Raw genomic sequence first — 19,908 nt, 5'->3', positions numbered from 1 at the left:
AAATCTCCCACTCTCATAGAGAGGGGAGATTTTTTTACATCATAAAAATACCTAAAACGAAAAAGAGAACAATAATCAGAATAATGATTAAGATAAAGAAAATAATGCTCGGAATTAAGAGTGTAAAGAAGGCCATCCAATTAGATATTTGATGTGCCTCTGCAACAACTCCTACAGTAATGACGATTGACCAAATACCAATCACAAGCGTTACTAAAATGGCTAGCCAAAAAACCCAAGGGTAAGGACCAGCGAAGTCAGGGTCCATTAAAGACTCAGGTGATGTAAATAACCAAATTAAATAAAAAGGAATAAGTATAATAAATGGAATAGCGGTTAAACTTAGCCCTTTAAATAAGTGTGAGTACGTACCTGTTCCTTTAAAAAGTTTACCGAACAGCCAAGCGATTAGTGCAACAAAAGCCGTACCGATTATTCCTGAAATCGGTGATAGAATAACACAAATTAGTACGATAAGCCAAGGAGACCAGTCTATAAAAGAGATCTTATCAATAAGGTCTGAAAGTGTAACACCAATATAACCAATTGACAAAAGAAGAATCGCAAAACCTATTGATTTTTCTTCTATCATGTAACGGGCTGTTTGCTTTGGATGCAACCAAATAGACAAAAATGGATTAACCTTTAGCCTTTCTCGTGATGTTTCATTAAAGTTATCCATTAAATTACCTCCAAAATAATAGTATAAATGCATTATGCGTATAATTAGTATACGAGTGATCCGATGAAAAGTTTCGAAAAAAAGAAAAACCATCTTATCAACAAAAAGAGCCGCAAGAAAGCGACTCTTTTTGATTACTCGTATCTAGTCAGACATGGCATTTTTATTCAGCTAACATAATTTTTTCAAGCTCTAATGGTTCTATGTATTGTTCGCCTTTGTAAGCGCGCATATTACCACCTGAAATTTCATCTATTAATAAAATTTCATTTGTTTTAGCATCGCGGCCAAACTCCAGTTTAATATCATAAAGTGTTAACTCTTTTTTGTCAAGCTCTGCAGCAATAAATTTAGCGATTTCAATTGTACGTTGCTTTAAAATTGCGTATTCTTCATGTGTTAACAGGTTTAACATGGCTAAAGCATCTTCAGAAATAGGAGGATCTAGTCGATCATCATCTTTGATGGTAACTTCTACGAAAGAATCTAAGTCTTGTCCTTCTTTCACGTAAGCACCATAGCGACGTAGGAAAGAGCCTACTGCCTTGAAGCGGCATATGACCTCTAAACCTTTACCGAAAACAGTTGCAGGCTTTACTGTCATTGTTGCATCGTTGAAGTTTGCATCAACATAGTGAGTAGGAACACCTTGTTCGTTTAGTTTTGAGTAGAAATAAGAAGTTAAGCGAAGTCCAGCTAAACCAGCGCCGTCGATTGTTAATCCAACAGTATTAGCACCTGGGTCGAATACGCCGTTTTCACCAGTTACATCATCTTTAAATTTTAATAAGTAATGACCATCTTCTAATTGAAACACATTTTTCGTTTTACCTGTATACAATAATTCCACAAAAAACCCTCCAATATTTCATAGTACTCTAATATTATAACACGAATATTTTAAATGTTTAATAGTAAAATTGTTCGTTTTAAACGTTGATTTTTATGGTTTTTAACTTTATTTCTAACAAAAAGTAAGATGATAACGAATATTCGTTATCATCTTACGGTAGATTAAGAGGATTCTAAATGGGTATTAATATACGCCTTCAGCTAGCATACCATCAGCAACTTTTATGAAGCCAGCGATGTTTGCGCCAACTACAAGATTGCCAGGGTAACCATATTTTTCAGCAGCCGCTTTACTGTCCGCGTAAATGTTTTTCATAATTTCATGTAATTTAGCATCTACTTTTTCAAATGACCAGAATACGCGGCTAGAATCTTGCGCCATTTCAAGAGCAGATACAGCAACACCTCCGGCATTAGCAGCTTTAGCAGGACCGAATAATACGCCAGCATTTAAGAATTCGTTAATTGCTTCAAGATCTGATGGCATGTTTGCGCCTTCACCAATAGCTTTCACACCGTTAGAAATTAAAGTACGAGCTGATTCACCATTAATTTCATTTTGAGTAGCACATGGAAGCGCGATGTCACAAGGGATCGTCCAGATATCAGTACAGCCTTCTGTAAATGTAGCATCTGGACGATAGTTTAAGTAAGTGGAAATACGATCGCCTTTTACTTCTTTAATTTCTTTAATTGCATCAAGATCTAAACCTTCTGGATCGTAAACATAGCCTGAAGAGTCAGAGCAAGCAACAACTTTTGCGCCATAAGCTTGTGCTTTTTCAATAGCATATGTTGAAACGTTACCAGAACCAGAAACTACAACTGTTTTACCTTCGAATGAATCGTTGACATCTTTTAGCATTTCATTTACAAAATATACAGTACCATAACCAGTTGCCTCTTTACGGGCTAAAGAACCACCATAGCCAGGAGTTTTACCAGTTAATACACCAGATTCGTTTGCTTTTGTTAAACGCTTATATTGGCCCCATAAATAACCTACTTCACGAGCACCAACACCGATATCACCTGCTGGAACATCGACATCTGGACCAATATGGCGGTATAATTCAGTCATGAATGCTTGACAGAAACGCATGATTTCCGAATCTGATTTACCTTTAGGATCGAAGTTCGAACCACCTTTACCACCACCGATTGGTTGGCCTGTTAAAGCATTTTTAAAGATTTGTTCAAAGCCTAAGAATTTGATAATTGATTCATTTACGGAAGGGTGGAAGCGAAGACCGCCTTTGTATGGCCCCATTACGTTGCTGTATTGAACACGATAACCACGGTTTATTTGAACTTGATTGTTATCATCTTGCCAAGCCACACGGAAAGAAATAATACGATCTGGCTCAACGATACGAGATAAGATATTGGCTTTAATATATTCAGGGTGTTGTGCAAATACAGGCACTAATGAAATGAAAATTTCTTCAGCTGCTTGTAAGAACTCCGCTTGATAACTATTTTGTTGTTTTAGTTGCTCGAATACGCCATCAACGTATTCTTTTGCTAATTGTTCGTTGCTTACAATTGTAGTTGTCATAGTAAAAAACCTCCAGTTATTTGATATTTGTATCGTATATCTATTTTTCGCACTATTCAATAAAATACTTTTTCCAACAGTCTAAAGTTTGTGAAAAATTGAACAAATGGAGGGAGGGATTTATTATATTGAAATAATAACAACGTGAATGATCTATCTAATTATGAGAAAGGAATGATGCTTTATTGTGAAGGTTTTAATTGACGCTGATGCCTGTCCAGTCGTGGATTTAGCGCTATCTATATCATCTGAGTTTGAGATTGAAACAATCTTGTTTTGCGATACATCCCACCGTATCGAACGTGATAACATAATAACAATTATTGTTCCTAAGGGTCCAGATTCGGTTGATTTTACGCTAGTGAATGCGCTTTCAAAGCATGATATTGTCATTACACAGGATTACGGTTTAGCGGCTATGGTTTTGGCAAGAGGGGGTTATCCAATCGATCAAAATGGGCGTGAGATGTCCAATGAAAATATCGAACGTTTGCTCGATATGCGCCATGTTGGACAAAAAATTAGACGTGCTGGTGGACGTACGAGAGGACCTAAAAAACGAACACAAGAAAACAATATTTCGTTCGAATTGAAATTTCGACAAATTTGTGAACGAGCAATTTTAGCTAAAAAAATGGAGGAATCTGAAGGTGAAAAATGAGCTTAAACACGAACTATTAAAACAATTTCCGAAACTAAAAGAGCTAGCAAATCATGAAACTGTGCTTTGGGAAAATACAAATAGAAAAAAACAGGCGCAAACAAGTCTTTTTTCAATGAAGGAAGTTGAGGAGGCAGAAGAAACACTTAAACGCTTTTCTTCCTATTTAACTTTAGCATTTCCAGAGCTTTTAGAAAGCAAAGGACTTATTGAATCATCTTTACAAGATATACCTTTATTGAAGAAAGCTCTTGAAAAGGAATATGATATTTTAATACCAGGTCAATTTATCTTAAAATGCGATCATGCATTGCCAATTTCCGGCTCTATTAAAGCCCGTGGTGGTATTTTTGAAGTATTAAGGCATGCAGAACGGCTTGCAATCGCTAGTGACAAACTAACAAAAGAGGATAGTTATGCAGTGTTGGTAACACAGGACTTTCAATCCTTCTTCCAGCAATACACAATTGCCGTAGGTTCTACAGGTAATTTGGGATTAAGTATCGGCATTATGGGCAAAAAACTCGGCTTTAATGTCGTTGTACATATGTCGAGTGATGCAAAAGAGTGGAAAAAGGCATTGTTGCGTGAAAAAGGTGCGACAGTTATTGAATATGAGGCTGATTATAGCGTTGCTGTAGAACAAGGTCGTCAAGAGGCTGAACAAGATCCTATGTGTCATTTCATTGATGATGAGAATTCGAAGGACTTATTTGCCGGCTATGCAGTGGCGGCAAAGCGTTTAAAAGTACAGTTTGAAAAGACGAATATTACTGTGGATGAAGCCCATCCATTGTTCGTATATTTGCCGTGTGGTGTAGGAGGAGGACCGGGGGGAGTTGCGTACGGCATACGTGAAATTTTTGGAGAGCATGCCCATATCTTCTTCGCTGAGCCCGTTGCATCCCCTTGTATGACAATTGGCTTGATGACAGGTTTACATGATGAGATCAGTGTAGAAGATATTGGTCTTAATAATAAAACCGAAGCAGATGGCCTTGCTGTTGGTCGTGCTTCTAAATTCGTTGGGAAAGTTATGGATACGTATATTAGCGGCTGTTATACAGTGAAAGATGAGGAATTGTTTACGTCACTTGGTTTAGCCATGGATTCAGAAGGTTTATTTTTAGAGCCATCTGCACATGCAGGGATGTTTGGTCCTATTCAGTTAATGAAAAATGGACAAAGTTATTTAGAAAAGCATGATTTAGTTGATAAGATGGAGCAAGCTACCCATCTTGTATGGGCAACAGGTGGAAGTATGGTGCCGGTGGAAATGCGTGAGGAATACATGGCAAAGGTGGATGCAAGTAGCAAGAATTAATGATTAAGGTAGTTAGTTAATGAAAAAACGCAAGAATGCTATTTGGAATCAACATTCTTGCGTATATTACTTTTAAAAATTTGATCGCAAATTTATTCAAAATATCACATCGTGTTTTATTTCAAGTATTTTGCTCATTTAGAGTTATTTATATAAATAGTCCAACGCTTGATAATCTTGCTGATAGCGTCCACCGTCCGCTACCTCAGCGTGATATAGAGCTTTCAAAGCATAATTTTTTTGCAAATCCATTTCGGACATTAACTCTTTTAGGCGATCATGTAATTCACGGTTTTCTTTCACAAGTTGCTGCATTTGTGGTTTAAAATATTTCATACTGTCTAACTCCTCAATTTATAACGTGCTTATTAGTATAACACTTTTAGCTTTTGAAAATGTACTCATATTCATAATTCTGGCTGTAAAAGATTATTCAGTCGATTATGCCGTGAAGTACTGGCCTAAATTGCAATTTTACTTAGGTGTATCGTTCTCTTACACGGAGAGGGCTACATTTGAAGTTTAGGGTTATCCGATATTAAGAATAAAGTGCGCGTGCCATAGCATCTAAATAATTCTGACTAGCTCGTTGACTTACTTCCGCATCTGGCACAAAGACTTCAAAGCAATGGAAGCTACCGGGGTAGAGATGGAATTCAACATCTACTCCTGCTTGGGCAAGACGTGTCACGTATTCAATGGTTTCATCTCGGAATAAATCGAATTGACCTATACATGTATAAGCTGGAGGTAATCCTGCTAAGTTATCTGCTCTTGAAGGGACTGCATAGGGAGATAGCTCATGGGTGTCCTTTTCCTCACCTAGATACATACGCCAAGCTGTCAAATTATTAGTTCTACTCCATGTTGCACGATCCTCGGTAATCTCGTAGCTGGAAGGTGTTTCATTTCGGTTATCAAGCATCGGATACAGTGGCATCTGGAATATAATTGAGGGTCCTCCTTTGTCGCGAGCCATTAATGCTAGAGCTGCTGTTAGCCCTCCGCCACCACTTGCGCCTGCAATCGCCACCCGTTGGACATCGATGCCAAGTGATGATGCCTCGGTTGTCATCCATACTAACCCTGCATAACAATCTTCTATAGCCGCCGGATAGGGATGCTCAGGAGCAAGTCGATAATCAACCGAAACGACAACGCAATTAGCAGTCTGAACAAAGCGTTCACATAAAATATCATCCATATTAGGGTGTCCCATAACGAAGCCACCGCCATGAATCCAAAGCATCGCTGGAAGTTGATTAATATTTCGTTCAACGGGTTCATAAATTTTAACCAACATCTCGTCTCCGTCACCCCTGGGAATCATACGATTTGATGTGTGTACAAGTTCTGACTTCTCCGAAGGTGGGTTGGACAAGAGACTTCGACTCCACTCTAAATCTTTCTCCAACCGAAAACCTGGAAATTGGGAGTAAGCCTGTCTTAATTCTGGCAAGACTCGGTTATTGATCGTCATATAAATTCCTCCTGTTAAATAATGATATCTTAAAGAAATGGATGTCCTTCTAGTGCCATTTCCGCCTCCCATTTGGCAACTTCCTCACGTACACGAGGAGCAACTTTTGTTCCGAGCAATTCTATAGCTTGCATAACTTGATCATGTGGCATTGTACTTAATGGTACGTACAGCATAAAACGTGTAATCCCTACGTGTTTACGAAGATGGATGATTTTTTCAGCAACTGTATCTGGATCACCCACATATAACGCCCCTTCAAAACTTCGTGCAGCATCATAGCTAGAGCGATCGTAATATCGCCAACCCCGTTCTTTGCCTAATTTATTCATGCCCGCCTTTGTTGATGGGAAAAATGTATCCGCTGCCCATTCAGTATTCTGACCAACAAAACCTATTGAATGAGATCCCACCTGAAGCTTTGATAAATCATGCCCTGCTTGAGCAGCTGCCTTTTTATAGAGCTGTACGATAGGTGCAAACTGCATTGGACTGCCACCAATGATTGCTAGCATAAGTGGTAATCCTAAAAGTCCTGCACGGATGGCAGATTGTTGATTTCCTCCACTACCAACCCATATTGGTAAGGAGTTTTGAACAGGTCTTGGATACACACCTAAATTATTGATTGCTGGTCGATGTCTACCTTCCCATACTACTTTTTCTGACTCACGAATTTTGAGGAGTAAGTCCAAATGTTCCTCAAATAGTTCATCATAATCATTTAAATTGTAGCCAAACAAGGGGAAGGATTCGATAAAGGAACCACGACCTGCCATAATCTCAGCACGCCCATTTGATAGTCCATCTAATGTGGAAAAATCCTGAAAGACACGTACAGGATCAGTTGAAGATAGAACTGTTACTGCACTTGTAAGCCGAATCTTTTTTGTCTGTGGAGCTGCAGCAGATAGCACCATTGCTGGAGAGGATGCAGCATAATCTTCTCGATGGTGCTCGCCAACACCAAACACATCCAGCCCCACTTGATCTGCAAGAATGATTTCTTCAACCACTTCACGCAAACGTTGTGCGTGACTAATAACTTCACCACTATGAACATCTGGTTTTGTTTCTACAAAAGAGGTAATTCCTATTTCCATTTGTTATCTCTCCTAATCAAATCTAATATTTTGTAAACCGTTTAGTCGTAACCCAAAAAATAAGAGCAAATGCACTGATTAAAGCTCCGAGGAAACAAACCCCTTCCCAACCAAAGTGTGCATACATCTGTGTAGAAGCAATTGAGCCGCCAGCACCGCCGATGGAATAAAACATCATATATCCAGCAGTAAGTCGACTCCGTGCCTCTGTACGTAATGGAAGAATCATCGTCTGATTAGTTACATGTACTCCCTGTACGGCCAAATCAAGCAACACAATACCTACAATTAATGCCAATAAAGACTGTTCTAGATAGTTGATAAACAACCATGAAATGAGTAATAGAACTAAAGCAATACCTGTCGTTCTTTGTCCGTAACCTCGATCGGCCAGTTTCCCGGCCTGTGCTGCAGCTAGTGCACCAGCCACTCCAACGAGACCAAATGCGCCAATTACACTATGTGAAAGAGCTAATGGTGGCGCACTAAGTGGCAGAACAAGTGAAGTCCACAAAATACTAAAATCAGCGAAAATTAGCATCGCTAGAACTGAGCGGATACGTAATGTTCTTTCTTGCATAAACAGAGTGAACACGGATTTAATTAGCTGATGATAGGGGAGCGATTTTACTTCACGCTCCACCTTTGGTAACACCTTTAGAAACATACAAACCATTACAAGCATGAGGGCGGCCGAGACTAGATAGACTGAACGCCATCCTGTAAGGTCTGTTAATAGACCAGCGAAGGTTCGAGCGAGCAGAATGCCAATGACGATCCCGCTTGTGACAATGCCAACAACACGTCCACGTTCTGTGGGGGAAGCCATAGTTGCTGCAAACGCCACAAGTGTCTGCGTCACAACTGCAAGTAAACCGACTAAGGCCATACCTGTAAAAAGCGCCACGCTAAAAGAAGCGGTACTAACTATAACCAAAGCCGTTGTGGATAATAGCATCTGTCCAATAATCAAGCGTCGTTGGTTTAGTAAATCTCCGAGAGGCACCAGAAGTAATAAGCCCAACCCATAAAAGATCTGCGTGATGGTAATTACAACACCTATTATCGAGTGATCAATATTAAATTCATTAGACAATTGATCAAGCAACGGCTGTGCGACATAAATATTGGCGACAGACATTCCACAGGCTGTTGCGAATAATAAAGTTACAGTTCTAGACATAGAAGGTTGTAGTTTCATCACAGGTGCATCAACTTCTTGCTTCGGGTCATTATCCACACCATTTCCTCCTTTCATCATTGGATTTTAATTATAACATACCGTTCGGTACAATATAATTATTGGTAAATATATCTTAGTGTTGTTTATAATGTCAAGGGTTTATTTAAAATTATTTTACTCCGTATTTACCTAATACAATGAAAATTGACAATAAAAGCAGCTGATTATACAATGTTTACATACTGTTTGGTATTTAAAATTTAATAGTGACAAACTCAATAACTCTTAAACAAAGGAGGTGGATTTTTTATGGCAAGAACCCGTGAATTTGATGAGAAAAAAGTTTTAGAGGCTGCCATGCAGTTATTTTGGGAGAAGGGCTATGAAGCTACTTCTTTAAGTGATCTCACTGCAAGAATGGGGATTCAACGTCCGAGTATTTATTCAACCTTTGGTGATAAAAAGGAACTATTCGAAGCAGCACTTCGTAGATATACGACATCTCGTGCAGCTGATATACGAGCTAGACTTCAAAGTCATACCTCTGTAAAACAGGCATTTGCTATTTTTTTTGAAGAAGTGATTGCAGCTGAATATACGAAAGATCTTAGTAACGGCTGTTTTTGCATCAATACAATGGTTGAATTAGCTCCTCATGATGAGAGATTTGAAATCTTAACGAGAGAACATCAACTTTATCTCGCCGTCATTTTTCAGGAGACAATTGAACGAGGAATCCAATCTGGGGAGTTAGAGGAAGGCATGGATGCAAAGTCTATAGCACAGGCTCTAATTGTGGCGTTAATTGGATTAACGGTCATGATGAAATCTCAACCACAAAAATCATTTGTTGACAATGCAATCGCAACAACTTTAACATTACTCAAATAAATTTTGTAAACTATTAACATCTTTCGAAAAAAAGTGAAATCGACGACGCGATTTCACTTTTTTCACTTCTTCTCGATATTATTAATGTTCTAGCCTCATAAAAGAGCCATAACGAAAAGTTTGTTTCAGAGATGAAATTAACTTAAATAAATAAACAAACCTCCAAATCCATGCATAGATTTGGAGGTTTAAATCTTTATCCCACATTAGTAACCAGTAAATTGGAGAATAACTATCCATGTAAGTCCTATTGGTGAAGACTAACCGGTGGATGCAGAAGACCACGGATTAAAGTTTCACTTTATCGTGGTATTGTTTTCGCTGAGCGGTTAAAAATACTTCCTGTGCTGCCCGTACACCCGCACCTGGCTCAAAGTCATATTCAAAGTCTTGAAGTGCGGCTTCCATTAAAGAAACGGCCTGTAAAATATCACTTGGGAAGCAATAGCCCATATGGCCAAATCTAAAAATTTTACCCTGCAAATGACCGAGGCCACCAGCGAAATCTAAATGATATTGCTGCTTTAAATGTGACAAGAAGTCACCAAGTACAATTCCTTTTGGTGCCATAATCGCTGTAATGGTCGGAGAAGCATGCTCATCCGTAGTGAGAAGTTCAATATTAAGGGCGTTCATCGCATGACGCACCATATTTTTCATTAGTTCATGGCGGGCAACTGTATGTTCAAAGCCTCCTTCTTCCTCTATCAGTTTACATACTTCATGAAGTCCATATAGAAGTGTGACAGTAGGCGTGTTTGGAGTCATCCCTTTTTCTGCCCAGCTACGATAGCTTAATAAGTTTAAATAATAGGACGGTGTATTATTTTCTTCAATAACGTTCCAAGCTCTATCACTAACGCTGACAAGAGAAAGTCCTGGGGGTAGCATCATCGCTTTTTGAGATCCAGTAACAAGAATATCGATTCCCCAGGCATCCATTTCAGCAGGAGCTCCACCTAAGCAACTTACACCATCGACAATACATAATGCATCCGTTTCCTCACGAACAACTTGTGCTAATTCAGCAATTGGGTTCAGGATACCAGTCGAAGTTTCATTGTATGTGACAAAAACAGCTTTAATATCTTTTAACGGCTGCAAGAATTCTCGTAACTCGTTTGCTGTGCATGCTTGTCCCCATTCTTTTTCAAGCTTATGTACATGAAAGCCGTATTTCTCACAAATTGAAACAAAATAGTCTCCGAACGCTCCAACAGTAATTACAACAACATTTTCACCAGCAGAAACAGTGTTAACCGCTGCAGCCTCTAAAGCGGCCGTACCACCTGATGGAAGGAGTAAAATATCCTGTTTTGTCCCGAAGACAGGTTTTACTAATTCAATTGTTTCACGGTAAAGCTCCACAAATTCATTACTGCGATGACTAATAATATCACGATTCATCGCAAGCTGAACCTTTTTAGGAATAGGCGTAGGTCCTGGATGTCTTAAAATATTTTCATACACAATCATCAAACCCCTTCGTAATTTAAAATTAGAAATTCAAAATTTTCTAACTATAATATAGCATATATTTTCTGTTATCTAACTTCTTTTTCAAAATTTGATAAGTCAAGTGTCGTAAGAGAGTAGAAAATACAACGAATAGTTCCCCAATTTTTATATGGTAAAATTTTTATATAAATGGGGGCTGAGTCATGGAATCGAAAGTAAATTATCCATATATTTATTTTTTATTGGAATCAAATACGGTTTTTGTCTATCGAATTAAAACACATCATTTTCTGAACGCATCGGATTTGATGGATTATAGTGAATGGGAGGCATATGAAATACTGCATCATGCTTCTATTTGAAACATTCAACCATGAAGAAAGTGAAGCAATTGAGGGGTGGGGGTTCTGGCTTGAGCAAGATAAATTAAGCGACATAGTAGAAATTATCAATGACTGTATTCAAAAACATCGTTCTGTGGACCAACGAATAACAACTCAGGCAGTTCATATTGTGAGCTCTGAATCTGCTGCTGGTTCAGTAAGAGTAGCGCTTGCACCACCTAAACATGTGATTGGATTTCCTGATTGCTTCTCAATTGGACCATTGTGGAAGCTAGAGGAGAAAAGAGGTCAAGCATTTCGAAAAGATTGGTTATTTGAAAATATTAACGATGAACAGGAAGATGTTTATCAAAATAAATTTACAAATACATTGCGTGAAATAGAAGATATTCCAAATCATGTTCCTATCTATATTTGGTATGGTAATAATGCTGATGAACAATGTGGGCTTCGTTTTTTCCTCTATTTATTGCGAGATAAATCAAATGAGATTTTTCTTAGATACAACAGAACATAGTAAGACTCATTGTCCGGCAAGTCATCTTAGTTCACAGCAATTGGCGCAGCTTTTTGTGAACATAAAAGAAAAAAGACCCTTAACTATCCAGGACCATCTTATTTTCCAAAATGAATGGGAAACATTATCACAAACTAACGATGTTCTGCGCTTATGGATTAATAATGAAATAAAAGGAGTTCCAGAAAATTATTTTGATCCACTTATTATAGAGACGATAGGAAGGCTACATAATGAACAAACAATAAAAGATTTTATAAAAACGGGGATAGTGATTGCGGAACTCTTACCTTTAATAGAAGAGCTACCTAGTGTCTTCTTTTTAGAATGTAGAATAAGATTTTTAGTCTATAGTGGAGTGCTAGTATTGAAAGGTATTCCTAAGTCCATGAGACACTATAGTGTAAAATTACGTGAATAACTAGAAAACCTCTTTAACCTTTAAAAGGTGTAAAGAGGTTTTTGTACTTGCATATGTATTATGCAACGAAAGGTTTATTCATTTTCATTAAGCCGTAGATAAAATAGAATAGTCCGAATGTAATGAACGATAAAATAATATAAAGTACAGCTCTCCCAGGCTCACCAGACCAACGATAAAATAGGCGATATGTGAAATACAAAGTAAAGCCAAAAAGACCTAATGAAGCAATAATACCTAGAAACGGAATAAATGAAACAAGTATTAATCCAACGTAAATAAGAACATTCTTTTTCGTTGCTGCACGAACTGATGCATCATCATCACCCTTTGCTGTTAATAAGAAAAGGTTATAAACACCAACAAGTGGAATCCAAGCGATATAAGCTTGTTTGCTAAAGCCATTTGCTTTAGATGCCTGGTAATAAATAAGTGAATTAATCAAATAGTCTGCAATGCTTATCAATGCAATACAAATTAACATAATAATAAGAAATTCCACATCTAAACCATCTAATCCATCGAACTCATTGTATGAAGAATCGTACATATGAAAACCTCCTTTCCAAAAAAATACTTCATAATAATAACAATACTAAAGTCATAAATCTACAGTTAATTATATCCGGAATTTAATGTTAGTAATATATTTATACTATTTTATTAGATGTGAATATTGTATTAATGATGATTTTTTGATAGTTACTTGATTGGATAAAAATGGGGTTTGTTAGTAATTTTGTTTCTTTCACTTGAATTTAAGTAATATCGAAAAATAAGAAATCCAGCAAATTAGGGTATTTTTTGCTGTCGAAATTATTTTCTCTCTTTATTACAAAACCCAATTGTATTGTTGTCACAAATAAAAAAACTTCTTGATGAATTATTAAGTATTGATTGAAAAATACAAAAAGTATCCTTAGTAATGTTGGTATAATAGAGTTATTAGGGATAATTTTGTTTGCTAACTATCTTTTATCTCATGAAAAAAATTACCGGAAAAGGGTCAATTATATAAAAACTAATTTCATTGCGGTTAAATTCAATAAAGGGGACAATAACATGCCAGTATACAATAAATTAGTACGTGATTTAATTCCACAACTAATTGAAGCAGGGGGTAAAACCTGTAGCATAAGAGTATTAGATCAAGGAGAACACTTAGAGGAAATAAAAGTGAAAATGCAAGAAGAAGCTATAGAATTTCTAGAGGCAACCTCTCCAAAAGCGGCCATTGAGGAACTTGCAGATATTTTAGAATTAATACATACAGCTATACAAATGTACGACGTGTCCTACGAACAATTAGAACAAATACGCACTCAGAAGAGGACTCAACGTGGAGGATTTTCGAAAGGTATATATTTAATTGAGGTGAAGGATTAGGAGGAAGCAAAGTGTAATTATTTCATGCGTAGTCACGTTTGATAATCCTATTATTTCAAGATATAGTTCTTATTACAGATAAAATAAGGAGGAATGGATATGGCAGAAATTAAATATGAAATTGTTGAAACAATTGCGGTATTATCGGAGGGCAATAAAGGCTGGAAAAAAGAATTGAATTTAATTAGCTGGAATGATCGTGAACCGAAATACGATATTAGAGATTGGTCGGAGGATCATACAAAGATGGGGAAGGGTGTTACATTGTCACTGTCTGAAATACAGCTTTTGAAAACGTCATTAGCTAAATTGTCAGACTTAGATTAATGTACAGAGCTACTCTTTAGAGTTGTTTTAGATTAAATATGTAAGTTGGGATTCATGCTCATGAAGCGATAGATGTAAAGTATAGCCTTTTAGCTGACTAATGGTACCATTTGTAATAAAGTCCGATAATTAGTAAAAAGATTTGATACAATTGCATTGAAAAGATGGATTATGACAATTCAACAAACGGGCCATTTTGCGGAACAAGGCGTTTAAAGAAAATTGTTCTGAGTGAAGAGATTGTATAGGTTTACACTTAAATTAATGGGCAGTATTAAAAGAAGTCTATTTGGCATAGAAAGGAGGAAAAACTGAGTTGAATTGGGGATTTTTTAAAAGGAAACAAGCATATTATCCTGCTGACAGATATTCAAAAGATTATATAGAAGAAATGTTACAGGTTACTGGCAAATATGAAGTATCACGAATACCTGCAATTTTTGAGTTATTATTAACCAGTTCTAATGAATTGAAAGTTAGAACAGCAAAAGCTCTTCATGACTATGTTCAATCATTAAACATTCTTGAATTATCAAAGCTGGATAATTTATTTGGTCTTCATTGGATTGGTCATATGATTGGAAAACTGAATCTCCAGAGAATTTATTAACAACCGATATGACTGAAGAAGTGAGATTAATGATTCTAGGTTTATGTAGCTTTCATCCAAGCGGATACTTTAGAGAAAAAGCACTTCATTTATTAGATCAGCATGATTCAGGTAAAGAATTGTCCTATTTGCTTATAAGATGTAACGATTGGGTTACAGAGGTAAGGGATACGGCTAAAAAATATGTTGAGCGTCGTTTAAAACACTCATATGTAAATAATATTGTAAATAACCTTCCATTAATATTTAAGTTAAAGAATACAAATAGGAATGATAACAGAAAAATTTTTGAACAGGTGGTTCATATTTTATCTCAAAAGGAGTCATTTCCCTTTTTAGATAAAGGTACTAAATCTAATTTTGGTAAGATAAGATATTTCTGTTATCGAGTCATTATATCTTCAAAAATGTATAATAAAGAATTACTTTTAAAATATCTAAAACTAGAAAAAGAACCTCATCCACGTCTCTTGCTGTTTAATGAATTAATAAGTGATATTAGTGTTGATGAATTTAAGTTATACTACCCAACTTTAAAGAAGGACAAATTTCCAATGATACGGGCAAAAGTATTAGAGAAATATTTCTCTTTCTTTCCAGATGAGAGCATCAAAGAACTAGAAAATGCACTATTAGATAAGAGTGGTACGATTAGGTCAATAGCAAGATTCCTATTAAGTAAACAAAATAAATCCGACTTCGCCTCTTATTACATACGAATGTTAAAGTCTTATCAATTGGTTCGGGGGGCTTTATTAGGATTAGGAGAAGTAGGTAAGAAAAATCATGTAGAGTTAATAATTCCATACTTAGATGATAGTAATGTTTCAATAGTTAAGGCTGCTATCCGTGCAATATCATTATTAGATGGAGAAAATCATAAGGCAGAATTTGTTGGATTGCTTGATCATAAAGATGAAGGAATATCTAAAGTTGCAAGAAGGTCATTATCGACAGTTTATTATAAGGATATCAAGGAACAATTATATAGTTTGTATACAGAGACGAATTACAAACATACAAAATATAATATTGCTCTTTTGCTAAGTTCACTTTCAAAATGGGATGCAATAATCTATATTATCGAGTTTTATGTGAATGAGGAAGAATGTGAAATCTCAAGATTAGGGAAAACCAATTTTATTAATTGGATAGTAAATTTTAATCGTACTTTTGATTTGCCAACTAAGAACCAAATTGTTTCAATTAGGAACACATTATCAAAGTATGGTAGTGAATTAGAAAAAAGCGACGTAAGAGAAATTGAATTTTGTATAAAAGGTTTTCAATGATAAACTTAATTAATTTTATAATAGTTCTATTTCCTAATGTATCCAGAACTAATTATTGTGAAGTGTTTGTTATGAATTTCACTTTTTCTAACGGGGAGTGTAATTTTAACAAGCTAAGGTAGGAATCATTATCATGATCTTCAACAATCGGGCGCTGTTTTTGCGCTACATGGATGGCTAACGGGGCAGAATAATGGAATTAATCTAAAAATTTCCAAATTCAATTTTAGTATCGAGGAATTACGCTTTTTAGAATTAGAATTTCCCTAACATTGTAATTCCGCATTTTCTTAAACTACATCAAGTTGTATGTGTAAAATATCGCTTAAAAAAGTGCAAAATGAAGCAACCCGTCCTAGATTAGAACGGGTTAGCTTTACTGAGATTATAAAATTAAATAGCTATATTGTCACTTTATATTACTTCATCTGGTGGCTGTGTCTTTCTCCACCCATAAAACTGCATGACGTCTTTTGATCATATAAATCATTTCAATTCCCACCTTTCATGTTTTTTAATTAACAAAATTAATATTGACGAATACGAATATAATTTTCTACTTTTCTTCGGTTCTCCTCAAAGATTTTTTTCGCATTTTCATTATGAAGTGCTTTCTCAAGAGAGATCTCACGTTTTGTAATAGTTATCGTGAGAGCAAAAATGTTTAATATCATTTATTATCACCTCCTTAAATTACCATGAAAAATGAAAAAACCGTAGAGAGACTCCCCTACGGTGAAAAAAGGCACAAAAATACCGCAGGGGCACACTTCTCCCTGCGGTATGGGTATGCTTAATTACAAAAAAATCCTTAAGCGATCCATTCCGATCTGGTCGAATGTGTGATTTTCATTTTTACTGAAGTTGTAACTACCAATGACATCAATTTAACGATAACGATCATTTCATTCGACCTCCTTAAGAATTTTTTGTTTGCTTTGTAAGCATATCTAACTTTAAGTTGTTTGTAAACATCTTTTACTAAGTTTTCCTGATTGTGTTAATGACTAGGAAAACTCTTTGCTGCTTTACATTGTTAGTTACTTGATTTTTTCGGAGTAGCAAATAGAAGATAGAGAAGACTTAAAGCCAAAAAACATAATTATTATTAAGACAGGGATTTCAGAAATGGTTTAGAATTATTAAATTTAAGGACAATTTAAAGGAAAACCTAAACGACAACTGGATCTTTATGGAATTTTAATGTGCTTGAGAATTTTTGTACTTAAAGTAAAGGGGGCTTTAGTTGAAAACCAATCTTCAACAATTGGGCGCGATTGTTTTAGAATTACTAGGTAGAAAATGATCAAACTTTATTATAAAAATCGCATAGTATTTCACAAAGAATTAACCCGTTTTGATCAATCTTTTTTCAAAAAGAGTTCTTATCATTTAACTTAAAATATGGATTTTGGGGATATTTTAGATCAAACTTTATTCCAAACTAACATTGGGAACGGTCTTTTTCTTTTAAAGGGCAGTGTAGTCTTTTGCTAATTGCAGTACTGACACTGATGCTTAGCATTATTGTCTCTCAAAATAAAAAGAAATAGCCACCCTGCCGGCTAAGTAAGGTGACTATTTCTACAACTTTAACTTGGTCAGCCGCTATGGTTGCGGCATGATTGTTGCTTTGACTGGATGTTGACGCATCCAGTCTTTTTTATTCTATATTTAGTGTATCGTATTTATTCTAAAAAGAACATTTTATTTACATTCAGTGGACGTTTGATACCAAAGCGTAATTGATACTGTCTTTATCTCGCGATTAAATGAATTTTGCAATGTCATTTAGCGCTAAACGAGAAGAGCCGTAAGCTGGTGATGCTGCTTTTCCGATGGCTATTAAGACGATCGGCACTAGATTATCTGTTAATTCAAAGCGCTGTGCAAAAGCCTCTTTATTGAAACCACCCATTGTAACCGTATCATAGCCCATATCCTTTGCTAAAAGCATGATTTGCATAGAAATTAAGCCTGCATCAAATGTAGCTATATTTTTAAGAACTTCTTTAGGAAGATTTGAATAAATCTTTAATGAATTTTCAATCATCATATTTTTTGTTGCTTCATCCATATAGCCAAGCTCGAAGTTTTTTGTATAGACTTCTTCTACATTTTTATACATTTCAGTATCACCTAATACCGCAATGATGGCAGACGCAGTTTCTACTTGCTCCTGGTTATTAGCAATTAAACGTAGTTCTTTTTTTACTGCCTCATCTTGGATCACTAAAAAGCGCCAAGGTTGTAAATTACTTGATGACGGAGCGGTTGTTGCCTCTACAAGTAATTCCTCTAATTTAGCCTGAGGAATTTTAAAATTTGCCTCATACTTACGAACAGATTTACGATCGTGCATTACTTTATTTATATAACTTTTAGTTGTAGTCATCGTTAATAAAATCTCCTTTATATTTATGATATTTTACTATACGACATTCTTTTTTAAATTCCAAGTAAATTGCTCGAATTAGATTGGTTTGCCTTTTTACTTAAATTTAAATGCTTCGAAATTTATGCTTATATCTTTATTGCGGGATTTCAATTGTTTGGCAAAATGTTTTAGCATTTTTTCAGGGCCGCACATAAAAATACTTGTTTGCGCTGGCACTGAAAAGTTTTCAAATGAAAGCCTGTCCATTTGAGTAGTATCAATAAAGTTCACTCTGAATTGTTGATTAGATTTTGCATACTCCTGTAAAAATTCTTTATAAATAGCATTGTCTTGACCTTGATAAGTGTAAAATAATTCAATATCACGATCGACGGGCTGTGATTGCAAATAAGATAAAAATGGGGTAATACCTATGCCACCTGCTATCCAAACTTGTTGTTGCGACTCATTTTCAAAATTTAAATGACCATAAGGACCATCAAGTGTGACTGGTGTATTCAGTTGAATTGAATCATATACTTTTTTTGTGAAATCACCAAGAGCCTTAATAGAGACAAATACTTTTTTTCCGTCGCCACCTGAAATTGAAAAGGGATGAGGCGCCTTTTCTATGCCATCTTGCAAAATCTTGATAAAAATAAATTGTCCATGACGATATGGTATTTTTTTATCAAGTGTTAGCTCCAGTTCAATAACATTGGAGCCAAATTTTTTGATTCCCGTAATGTGGCCATTATATTTAAAAAACATATCTTGATACATCGTTAACATATATAATGCCGACATAAATCCAATAGTCGCAGTAATTGCGGTAAAAATTCCTAAAGGTGTAGGCTGCAATAAATCGTATCTGCTTGAAAAATAGGCATGATAAATTCCAAATGCATAAGGGATAAGCAATAATCGATGAAAGATCCGCCAGTGCTCATATTTTAGAAATTTAGCCAAAAGCGCAATCAAAATAAGTGCTATGAAACCATATTGGCCAAGTGATCCTAGTTCTTTCGCAAATTCACTGAGTGAAGTTCTTTGTACTTTATCCCAGTGGGGGACCAGACCTTGTAATTGCCCATGAATAACCACTAATACTAGTGAAAGTATTGCTAAATATTTATGATAAAAATAAACATTTCCTAGACCATGGAACCAACGCTCAAAAATTTTCATTCTTGTTGCTAACAAAAAGACAAGAAAGAAGCCTGTGATGGCCATGCCTCCAATGATGTGACTGAGCCTGTTAACTGCCTGGATAGGCTCTATAGGTGTAGCAAAATACCACAGTAAAGCGCTACTACTCATTATTAGTATGATAAATAAAATGCCTTTAATAGATTTCATAAATAACCTCCAATATTCATTTTTATCTCTAATCATCTTACATATACAATGAGAACCTGAAATGTTTCTGATATTTTTAATTT

General features: G+C 35.8%; 22 protein-coding genes. 10 read left to right on the top strand and 12 right to left on the bottom strand.

Features of this window, described 5'->3' with window-relative positions; all coding sequences use genetic code 11:
• Positions 1-34 precede the first annotated feature (34 nt).
• The 3 genes from ACIQLB_RS00450 to gdhA form a co-directional block, all read right to left on the bottom strand.
• On the bottom strand, positions 35-682 hold the full coding sequence (locus ACIQLB_RS00450) for a Yip1 family protein (RefSeq protein WP_400719689.1): 648 nt from the start codon (positions 680-682) through the stop codon (positions 35-37).
• A gap of 163 nt (positions 683-845) precedes the next feature.
• Positions 846-1,532 carry a phosphoribosylaminoimidazolesuccinocarboxamide synthase gene (locus tag ACIQLB_RS00445; RefSeq protein ID WP_400719687.1) on the bottom strand — a complete coding sequence of 229 codons (687 nt, stop codon included), beginning with the start codon at positions 1,530-1,532 and terminating at the stop codon, positions 846-848.
• Between the two features lie 186 nt (positions 1,533-1,718).
• Positions 1,719-3,092 (bottom strand): NADP-specific glutamate dehydrogenase, encoded by a 1,374-nt coding sequence (gene gdhA, locus ACIQLB_RS00440; protein ID WP_400719685.1) that lies wholly within the window; start codon positions 3,090-3,092, stop codon positions 1,719-1,721.
• A 187-nt stretch (positions 3,093-3,279) separates the two neighbouring features.
• On the opposite strand from gdhA, the gene ACIQLB_RS00435 reads away from it, so the two are divergent.
• Both ACIQLB_RS00435 and ACIQLB_RS00430 read left to right on the top strand, forming a co-directional pair.
• Positions 3,280-3,753, top strand: a complete 474-nt coding sequence (locus tag ACIQLB_RS00435) for a YaiI/YqxD family protein (protein WP_400719683.1) — start codon at positions 3,280-3,282, stop codon at positions 3,751-3,753.
• Positions 3,743-5,077 carry a D-serine ammonia-lyase gene (locus ACIQLB_RS00430; RefSeq protein WP_400719681.1) on the top strand — a complete coding sequence of 445 codons (1,335 nt, stop codon included), beginning with the start codon at positions 3,743-3,745 and terminating at the stop codon, positions 5,075-5,077. The genes ACIQLB_RS00435 and ACIQLB_RS00430 overlap by 11 nt, the downstream gene beginning before the upstream one ends.
• 144 nt (positions 5,078-5,221) lie before the next feature.
• Here ACIQLB_RS00430 and ACIQLB_RS00425 read toward each other — a convergent pair whose 3' ends face one another.
• The 4 genes from ACIQLB_RS00425 to ACIQLB_RS00410 form a co-directional block, all read right to left on the bottom strand.
• Positions 5,222-5,413, bottom strand: a complete 192-nt coding sequence (locus tag ACIQLB_RS00425; protein ID WP_049666523.1) for a hypothetical protein — start codon at positions 5,411-5,413, stop codon at positions 5,222-5,224.
• A 202-nt stretch (positions 5,414-5,615) separates the two neighbouring features.
• Positions 5,616-6,557, bottom strand: coding sequence for an alpha/beta hydrolase (locus tag ACIQLB_RS00420; protein WP_400719679.1), 942 nt, complete (start codon positions 6,555-6,557; stop codon positions 5,616-5,618).
• Positions 6,558-6,586: 29 nt separating this feature from the next.
• Positions 6,587-7,660: an LLM class flavin-dependent oxidoreductase gene (locus tag ACIQLB_RS00415; RefSeq protein ID WP_400719677.1), complete on the bottom strand. Its 1,074-nt coding sequence runs from the start codon at positions 7,658-7,660 to the stop codon at positions 6,587-6,589.
• A gap of 22 nt (positions 7,661-7,682) precedes the next feature.
• On the bottom strand, positions 7,683-8,918 hold the full coding sequence (locus ACIQLB_RS00410; protein WP_400721619.1) for an MFS transporter: 1,236 nt from the start codon (positions 8,916-8,918) through the stop codon (positions 7,683-7,685).
• Positions 8,919-9,152: 234 nt separating this feature from the next.
• Here ACIQLB_RS00410 and ACIQLB_RS00405 point away from each other — a divergent pair, with 234 nt between their 5' ends.
• Positions 9,153-9,734, top strand: a complete 582-nt coding sequence (locus ACIQLB_RS00405) for a TetR/AcrR family transcriptional regulator (RefSeq protein ID WP_400719675.1) — start codon at positions 9,153-9,155, stop codon at positions 9,732-9,734.
• 288 nt (positions 9,735-10,022) lie between these two features.
• Here the strand turns inward: ACIQLB_RS00405 and ACIQLB_RS00400 are convergent, their stop codons facing one another.
• The gene (locus ACIQLB_RS00400) at positions 10,023-11,204 is read right to left on the bottom strand and encodes a pyridoxal-phosphate-dependent aminotransferase family protein (protein WP_400719673.1); all 1,182 of its coding nucleotides are present in this window, start codon (positions 11,202-11,204) and stop codon (positions 10,023-10,025) included.
• Between the two features lie 191 nt (positions 11,205-11,395).
• On the opposite strand from ACIQLB_RS00400, the gene ACIQLB_RS00395 reads away from it, so the two are divergent.
• From ACIQLB_RS00395 to ACIQLB_RS00385, 3 genes are read left to right on the top strand one after another with little or no spacing between them, the layout of a single operon-like run.
• Positions 11,396-11,554, top strand: a complete 159-nt coding sequence (locus ACIQLB_RS00395; protein ID WP_400719671.1) for a hypothetical protein — start codon at positions 11,396-11,398, stop codon at positions 11,552-11,554.
• Positions 11,526-12,053 (top strand): DUF1835 domain-containing protein, encoded by a 528-nt coding sequence (locus tag ACIQLB_RS00390; protein ID WP_400719669.1) that lies wholly within the window; start codon positions 11,526-11,528, stop codon positions 12,051-12,053. The genes ACIQLB_RS00395 and ACIQLB_RS00390 overlap by 29 nt, the downstream gene beginning before the upstream one ends.
• The gene (locus tag ACIQLB_RS00385) at positions 12,022-12,474 is read left to right on the top strand and encodes a DUF3658 domain-containing protein (protein ID WP_400719667.1); all 453 of its coding nucleotides are present in this window, start codon (positions 12,022-12,024) and stop codon (positions 12,472-12,474) included. Before ACIQLB_RS00390 ends, ACIQLB_RS00385 begins: the two co-directional genes overlap by 32 nt.
• Positions 12,475-12,532: 58 nt before the next feature.
• On the opposite strand, the gene ACIQLB_RS00380 is transcribed toward ACIQLB_RS00385, so the two are convergent.
• On the bottom strand, positions 12,533-13,024 hold the full coding sequence (locus ACIQLB_RS00380; RefSeq protein ID WP_400719665.1) for a hypothetical protein: 492 nt from the start codon (positions 13,022-13,024) through the stop codon (positions 12,533-12,535).
• 512 nt (positions 13,025-13,536) lie between these two features.
• Here ACIQLB_RS00380 and ACIQLB_RS00375 point away from each other — a divergent pair.
• The 4 genes from ACIQLB_RS00375 to ACIQLB_RS00360 all read left to right on the top strand — a co-directional run bounded on the left by ACIQLB_RS00375 (position 13,537) and on the right by ACIQLB_RS00360 (position 16,089).
• Positions 13,537-13,860 carry a phosphoribosyl-ATP pyrophosphohydrolase gene (locus tag ACIQLB_RS00375; protein ID WP_400719663.1) on the top strand — a complete coding sequence of 108 codons (324 nt, stop codon included), beginning with the start codon at positions 13,537-13,539 and terminating at the stop codon, positions 13,858-13,860.
• A gap of 99 nt (positions 13,861-13,959) precedes the next feature.
• On the top strand, positions 13,960-14,187 hold the full coding sequence (locus ACIQLB_RS00370; RefSeq protein ID WP_400719661.1) for a YdbC family protein: 228 nt from the start codon (positions 13,960-13,962) through the stop codon (positions 14,185-14,187).
• Positions 14,188-14,503: 316 nt separating this feature from the next.
• Positions 14,504-14,797, top strand: coding sequence for a hypothetical protein (locus ACIQLB_RS00365; RefSeq protein WP_400719659.1), 294 nt, complete (start codon positions 14,504-14,506; stop codon positions 14,795-14,797).
• A gap of 29 nt (positions 14,798-14,826) precedes the next feature.
• Entirely contained in the window at positions 14,827-16,089 is a 1,263-nt protein-coding gene (locus tag ACIQLB_RS00360; RefSeq protein ID WP_400719657.1) for a HEAT repeat domain-containing protein, read from the top strand.
• A gap of 527 nt (positions 16,090-16,616) precedes the next feature.
• On the opposite strand, the gene ACIQLB_RS00355 is transcribed toward ACIQLB_RS00360, so the two are convergent.
• The 3 genes from ACIQLB_RS00355 to ACIQLB_RS00345 form a co-directional block, all read right to left on the bottom strand.
• Positions 16,617-16,763, bottom strand: a complete 147-nt coding sequence (locus tag ACIQLB_RS00355; RefSeq protein WP_082172726.1) for a YrzI family small protein — start codon at positions 16,761-16,763, stop codon at positions 16,617-16,619.
• Positions 16,764-17,857: 1,094 nt separating this feature from the next.
• Positions 17,858-18,484, bottom strand: a complete 627-nt coding sequence (locus ACIQLB_RS00350; protein WP_400719654.1) for a nitroreductase family protein — start codon at positions 18,482-18,484, stop codon at positions 17,858-17,860.
• Between the two features lie 96 nt (positions 18,485-18,580).
• Positions 18,581-19,825, bottom strand: a complete 1,245-nt coding sequence (locus ACIQLB_RS00345; protein WP_400719652.1) for a ferredoxin reductase family protein — start codon at positions 19,823-19,825, stop codon at positions 18,581-18,583.
• Positions 19,826-19,908: the final 83 nt, after the last annotated feature.

Source organism: Lysinibacillus sp. NPDC092081 (assembly GCF_044755845.1).
GTDB lineage: Bacteria > Bacillota > Bacilli > Bacillales_A > Planococcaceae > Lysinibacillus.
Note: the sequence above shows the minus strand (reverse complement) of the source record. Positions and strands in the feature narration are given on the sequence as shown.

Excerpts from the sequence above, each read along its gene's own strand:
- ACIQLB_RS00410 (WP_400721619.1), bottom strand. The coding sequence starts at position 8,918 with ATGAAAGGAGGAAATGGTGTGGATAATGACCCGAAGCAAGAAGTTGAT.
- ACIQLB_RS00350 (WP_400719654.1), bottom strand. The coding sequence starts at position 18,484 with ATGACTACAACTAAAAGTTATATAAATAAAGTAATGCACGATCGTAAA.
- ACIQLB_RS00385 (WP_400719667.1), top strand. The coding sequence starts at position 12,022 with ATGAGATTTTTCTTAGATACAACAGAACATAGTAAGACTCATTGTCCG.
- gdhA (WP_400719685.1), bottom strand. The coding sequence starts at position 3,092 with ATGACAACTACAATTGTAAGCAACGAACAATTAGCAAAAGAATACGTT.
- ACIQLB_RS00370 (WP_400719661.1), top strand. The coding sequence starts at position 13,960 with ATGGCAGAAATTAAATATGAAATTGTTGAAACAATTGCGGTATTATCG.
- ACIQLB_RS00420 (WP_400719679.1), bottom strand. The coding sequence starts at position 6,557 with ATGACGATCAATAACCGAGTCTTGCCAGAATTAAGACAGGCTTACTCC.
- ACIQLB_RS00380 (WP_400719665.1), bottom strand. The coding sequence starts at position 13,024 with ATGTACGATTCTTCATACAATGAGTTCGATGGATTAGATGGTTTAGAT.
- ACIQLB_RS00390 (WP_400719669.1), top strand. The coding sequence starts at position 11,526 with ATGAAATACTGCATCATGCTTCTATTTGAAACATTCAACCATGAAGAA.
- ACIQLB_RS00425 (WP_049666523.1), bottom strand. The coding sequence starts at position 5,413 with ATGAAATATTTTAAACCACAAATGCAGCAACTTGTGAAAGAAAACCGT.
- ACIQLB_RS00360 (WP_400719657.1), top strand. The coding sequence starts at position 14,827 with ATGATTCTAGGTTTATGTAGCTTTCATCCAAGCGGATACTTTAGAGAA.
- ACIQLB_RS00415 (WP_400719677.1), bottom strand. The coding sequence starts at position 7,660 with ATGGAAATAGGAATTACCTCTTTTGTAGAAACAAAACCAGATGTTCAT.
- ACIQLB_RS00405 (WP_400719675.1), top strand. The coding sequence starts at position 9,153 with ATGGCAAGAACCCGTGAATTTGATGAGAAAAAAGTTTTAGAGGCTGCC.
- ACIQLB_RS00345 (WP_400719652.1), bottom strand. The coding sequence starts at position 19,825 with ATGAAATCTATTAAAGGCATTTTATTTATCATACTAATAATGAGTAGT.
- ACIQLB_RS00375 (WP_400719663.1), top strand. The coding sequence starts at position 13,537 with ATGCCAGTATACAATAAATTAGTACGTGATTTAATTCCACAACTAATT.
- ACIQLB_RS00450 (WP_400719689.1), bottom strand. The coding sequence starts at position 682 with ATGGATAACTTTAATGAAACATCACGAGAAAGGCTAAAGGTTAATCCA.
- ACIQLB_RS00355 (WP_082172726.1), bottom strand. The coding sequence starts at position 16,763 with ATGATATTAAACATTTTTGCTCTCACGATAACTATTACAAAACGTGAG.
- ACIQLB_RS00395 (WP_400719671.1), top strand. The coding sequence starts at position 11,396 with ATGGAATCGAAAGTAAATTATCCATATATTTATTTTTTATTGGAATCA.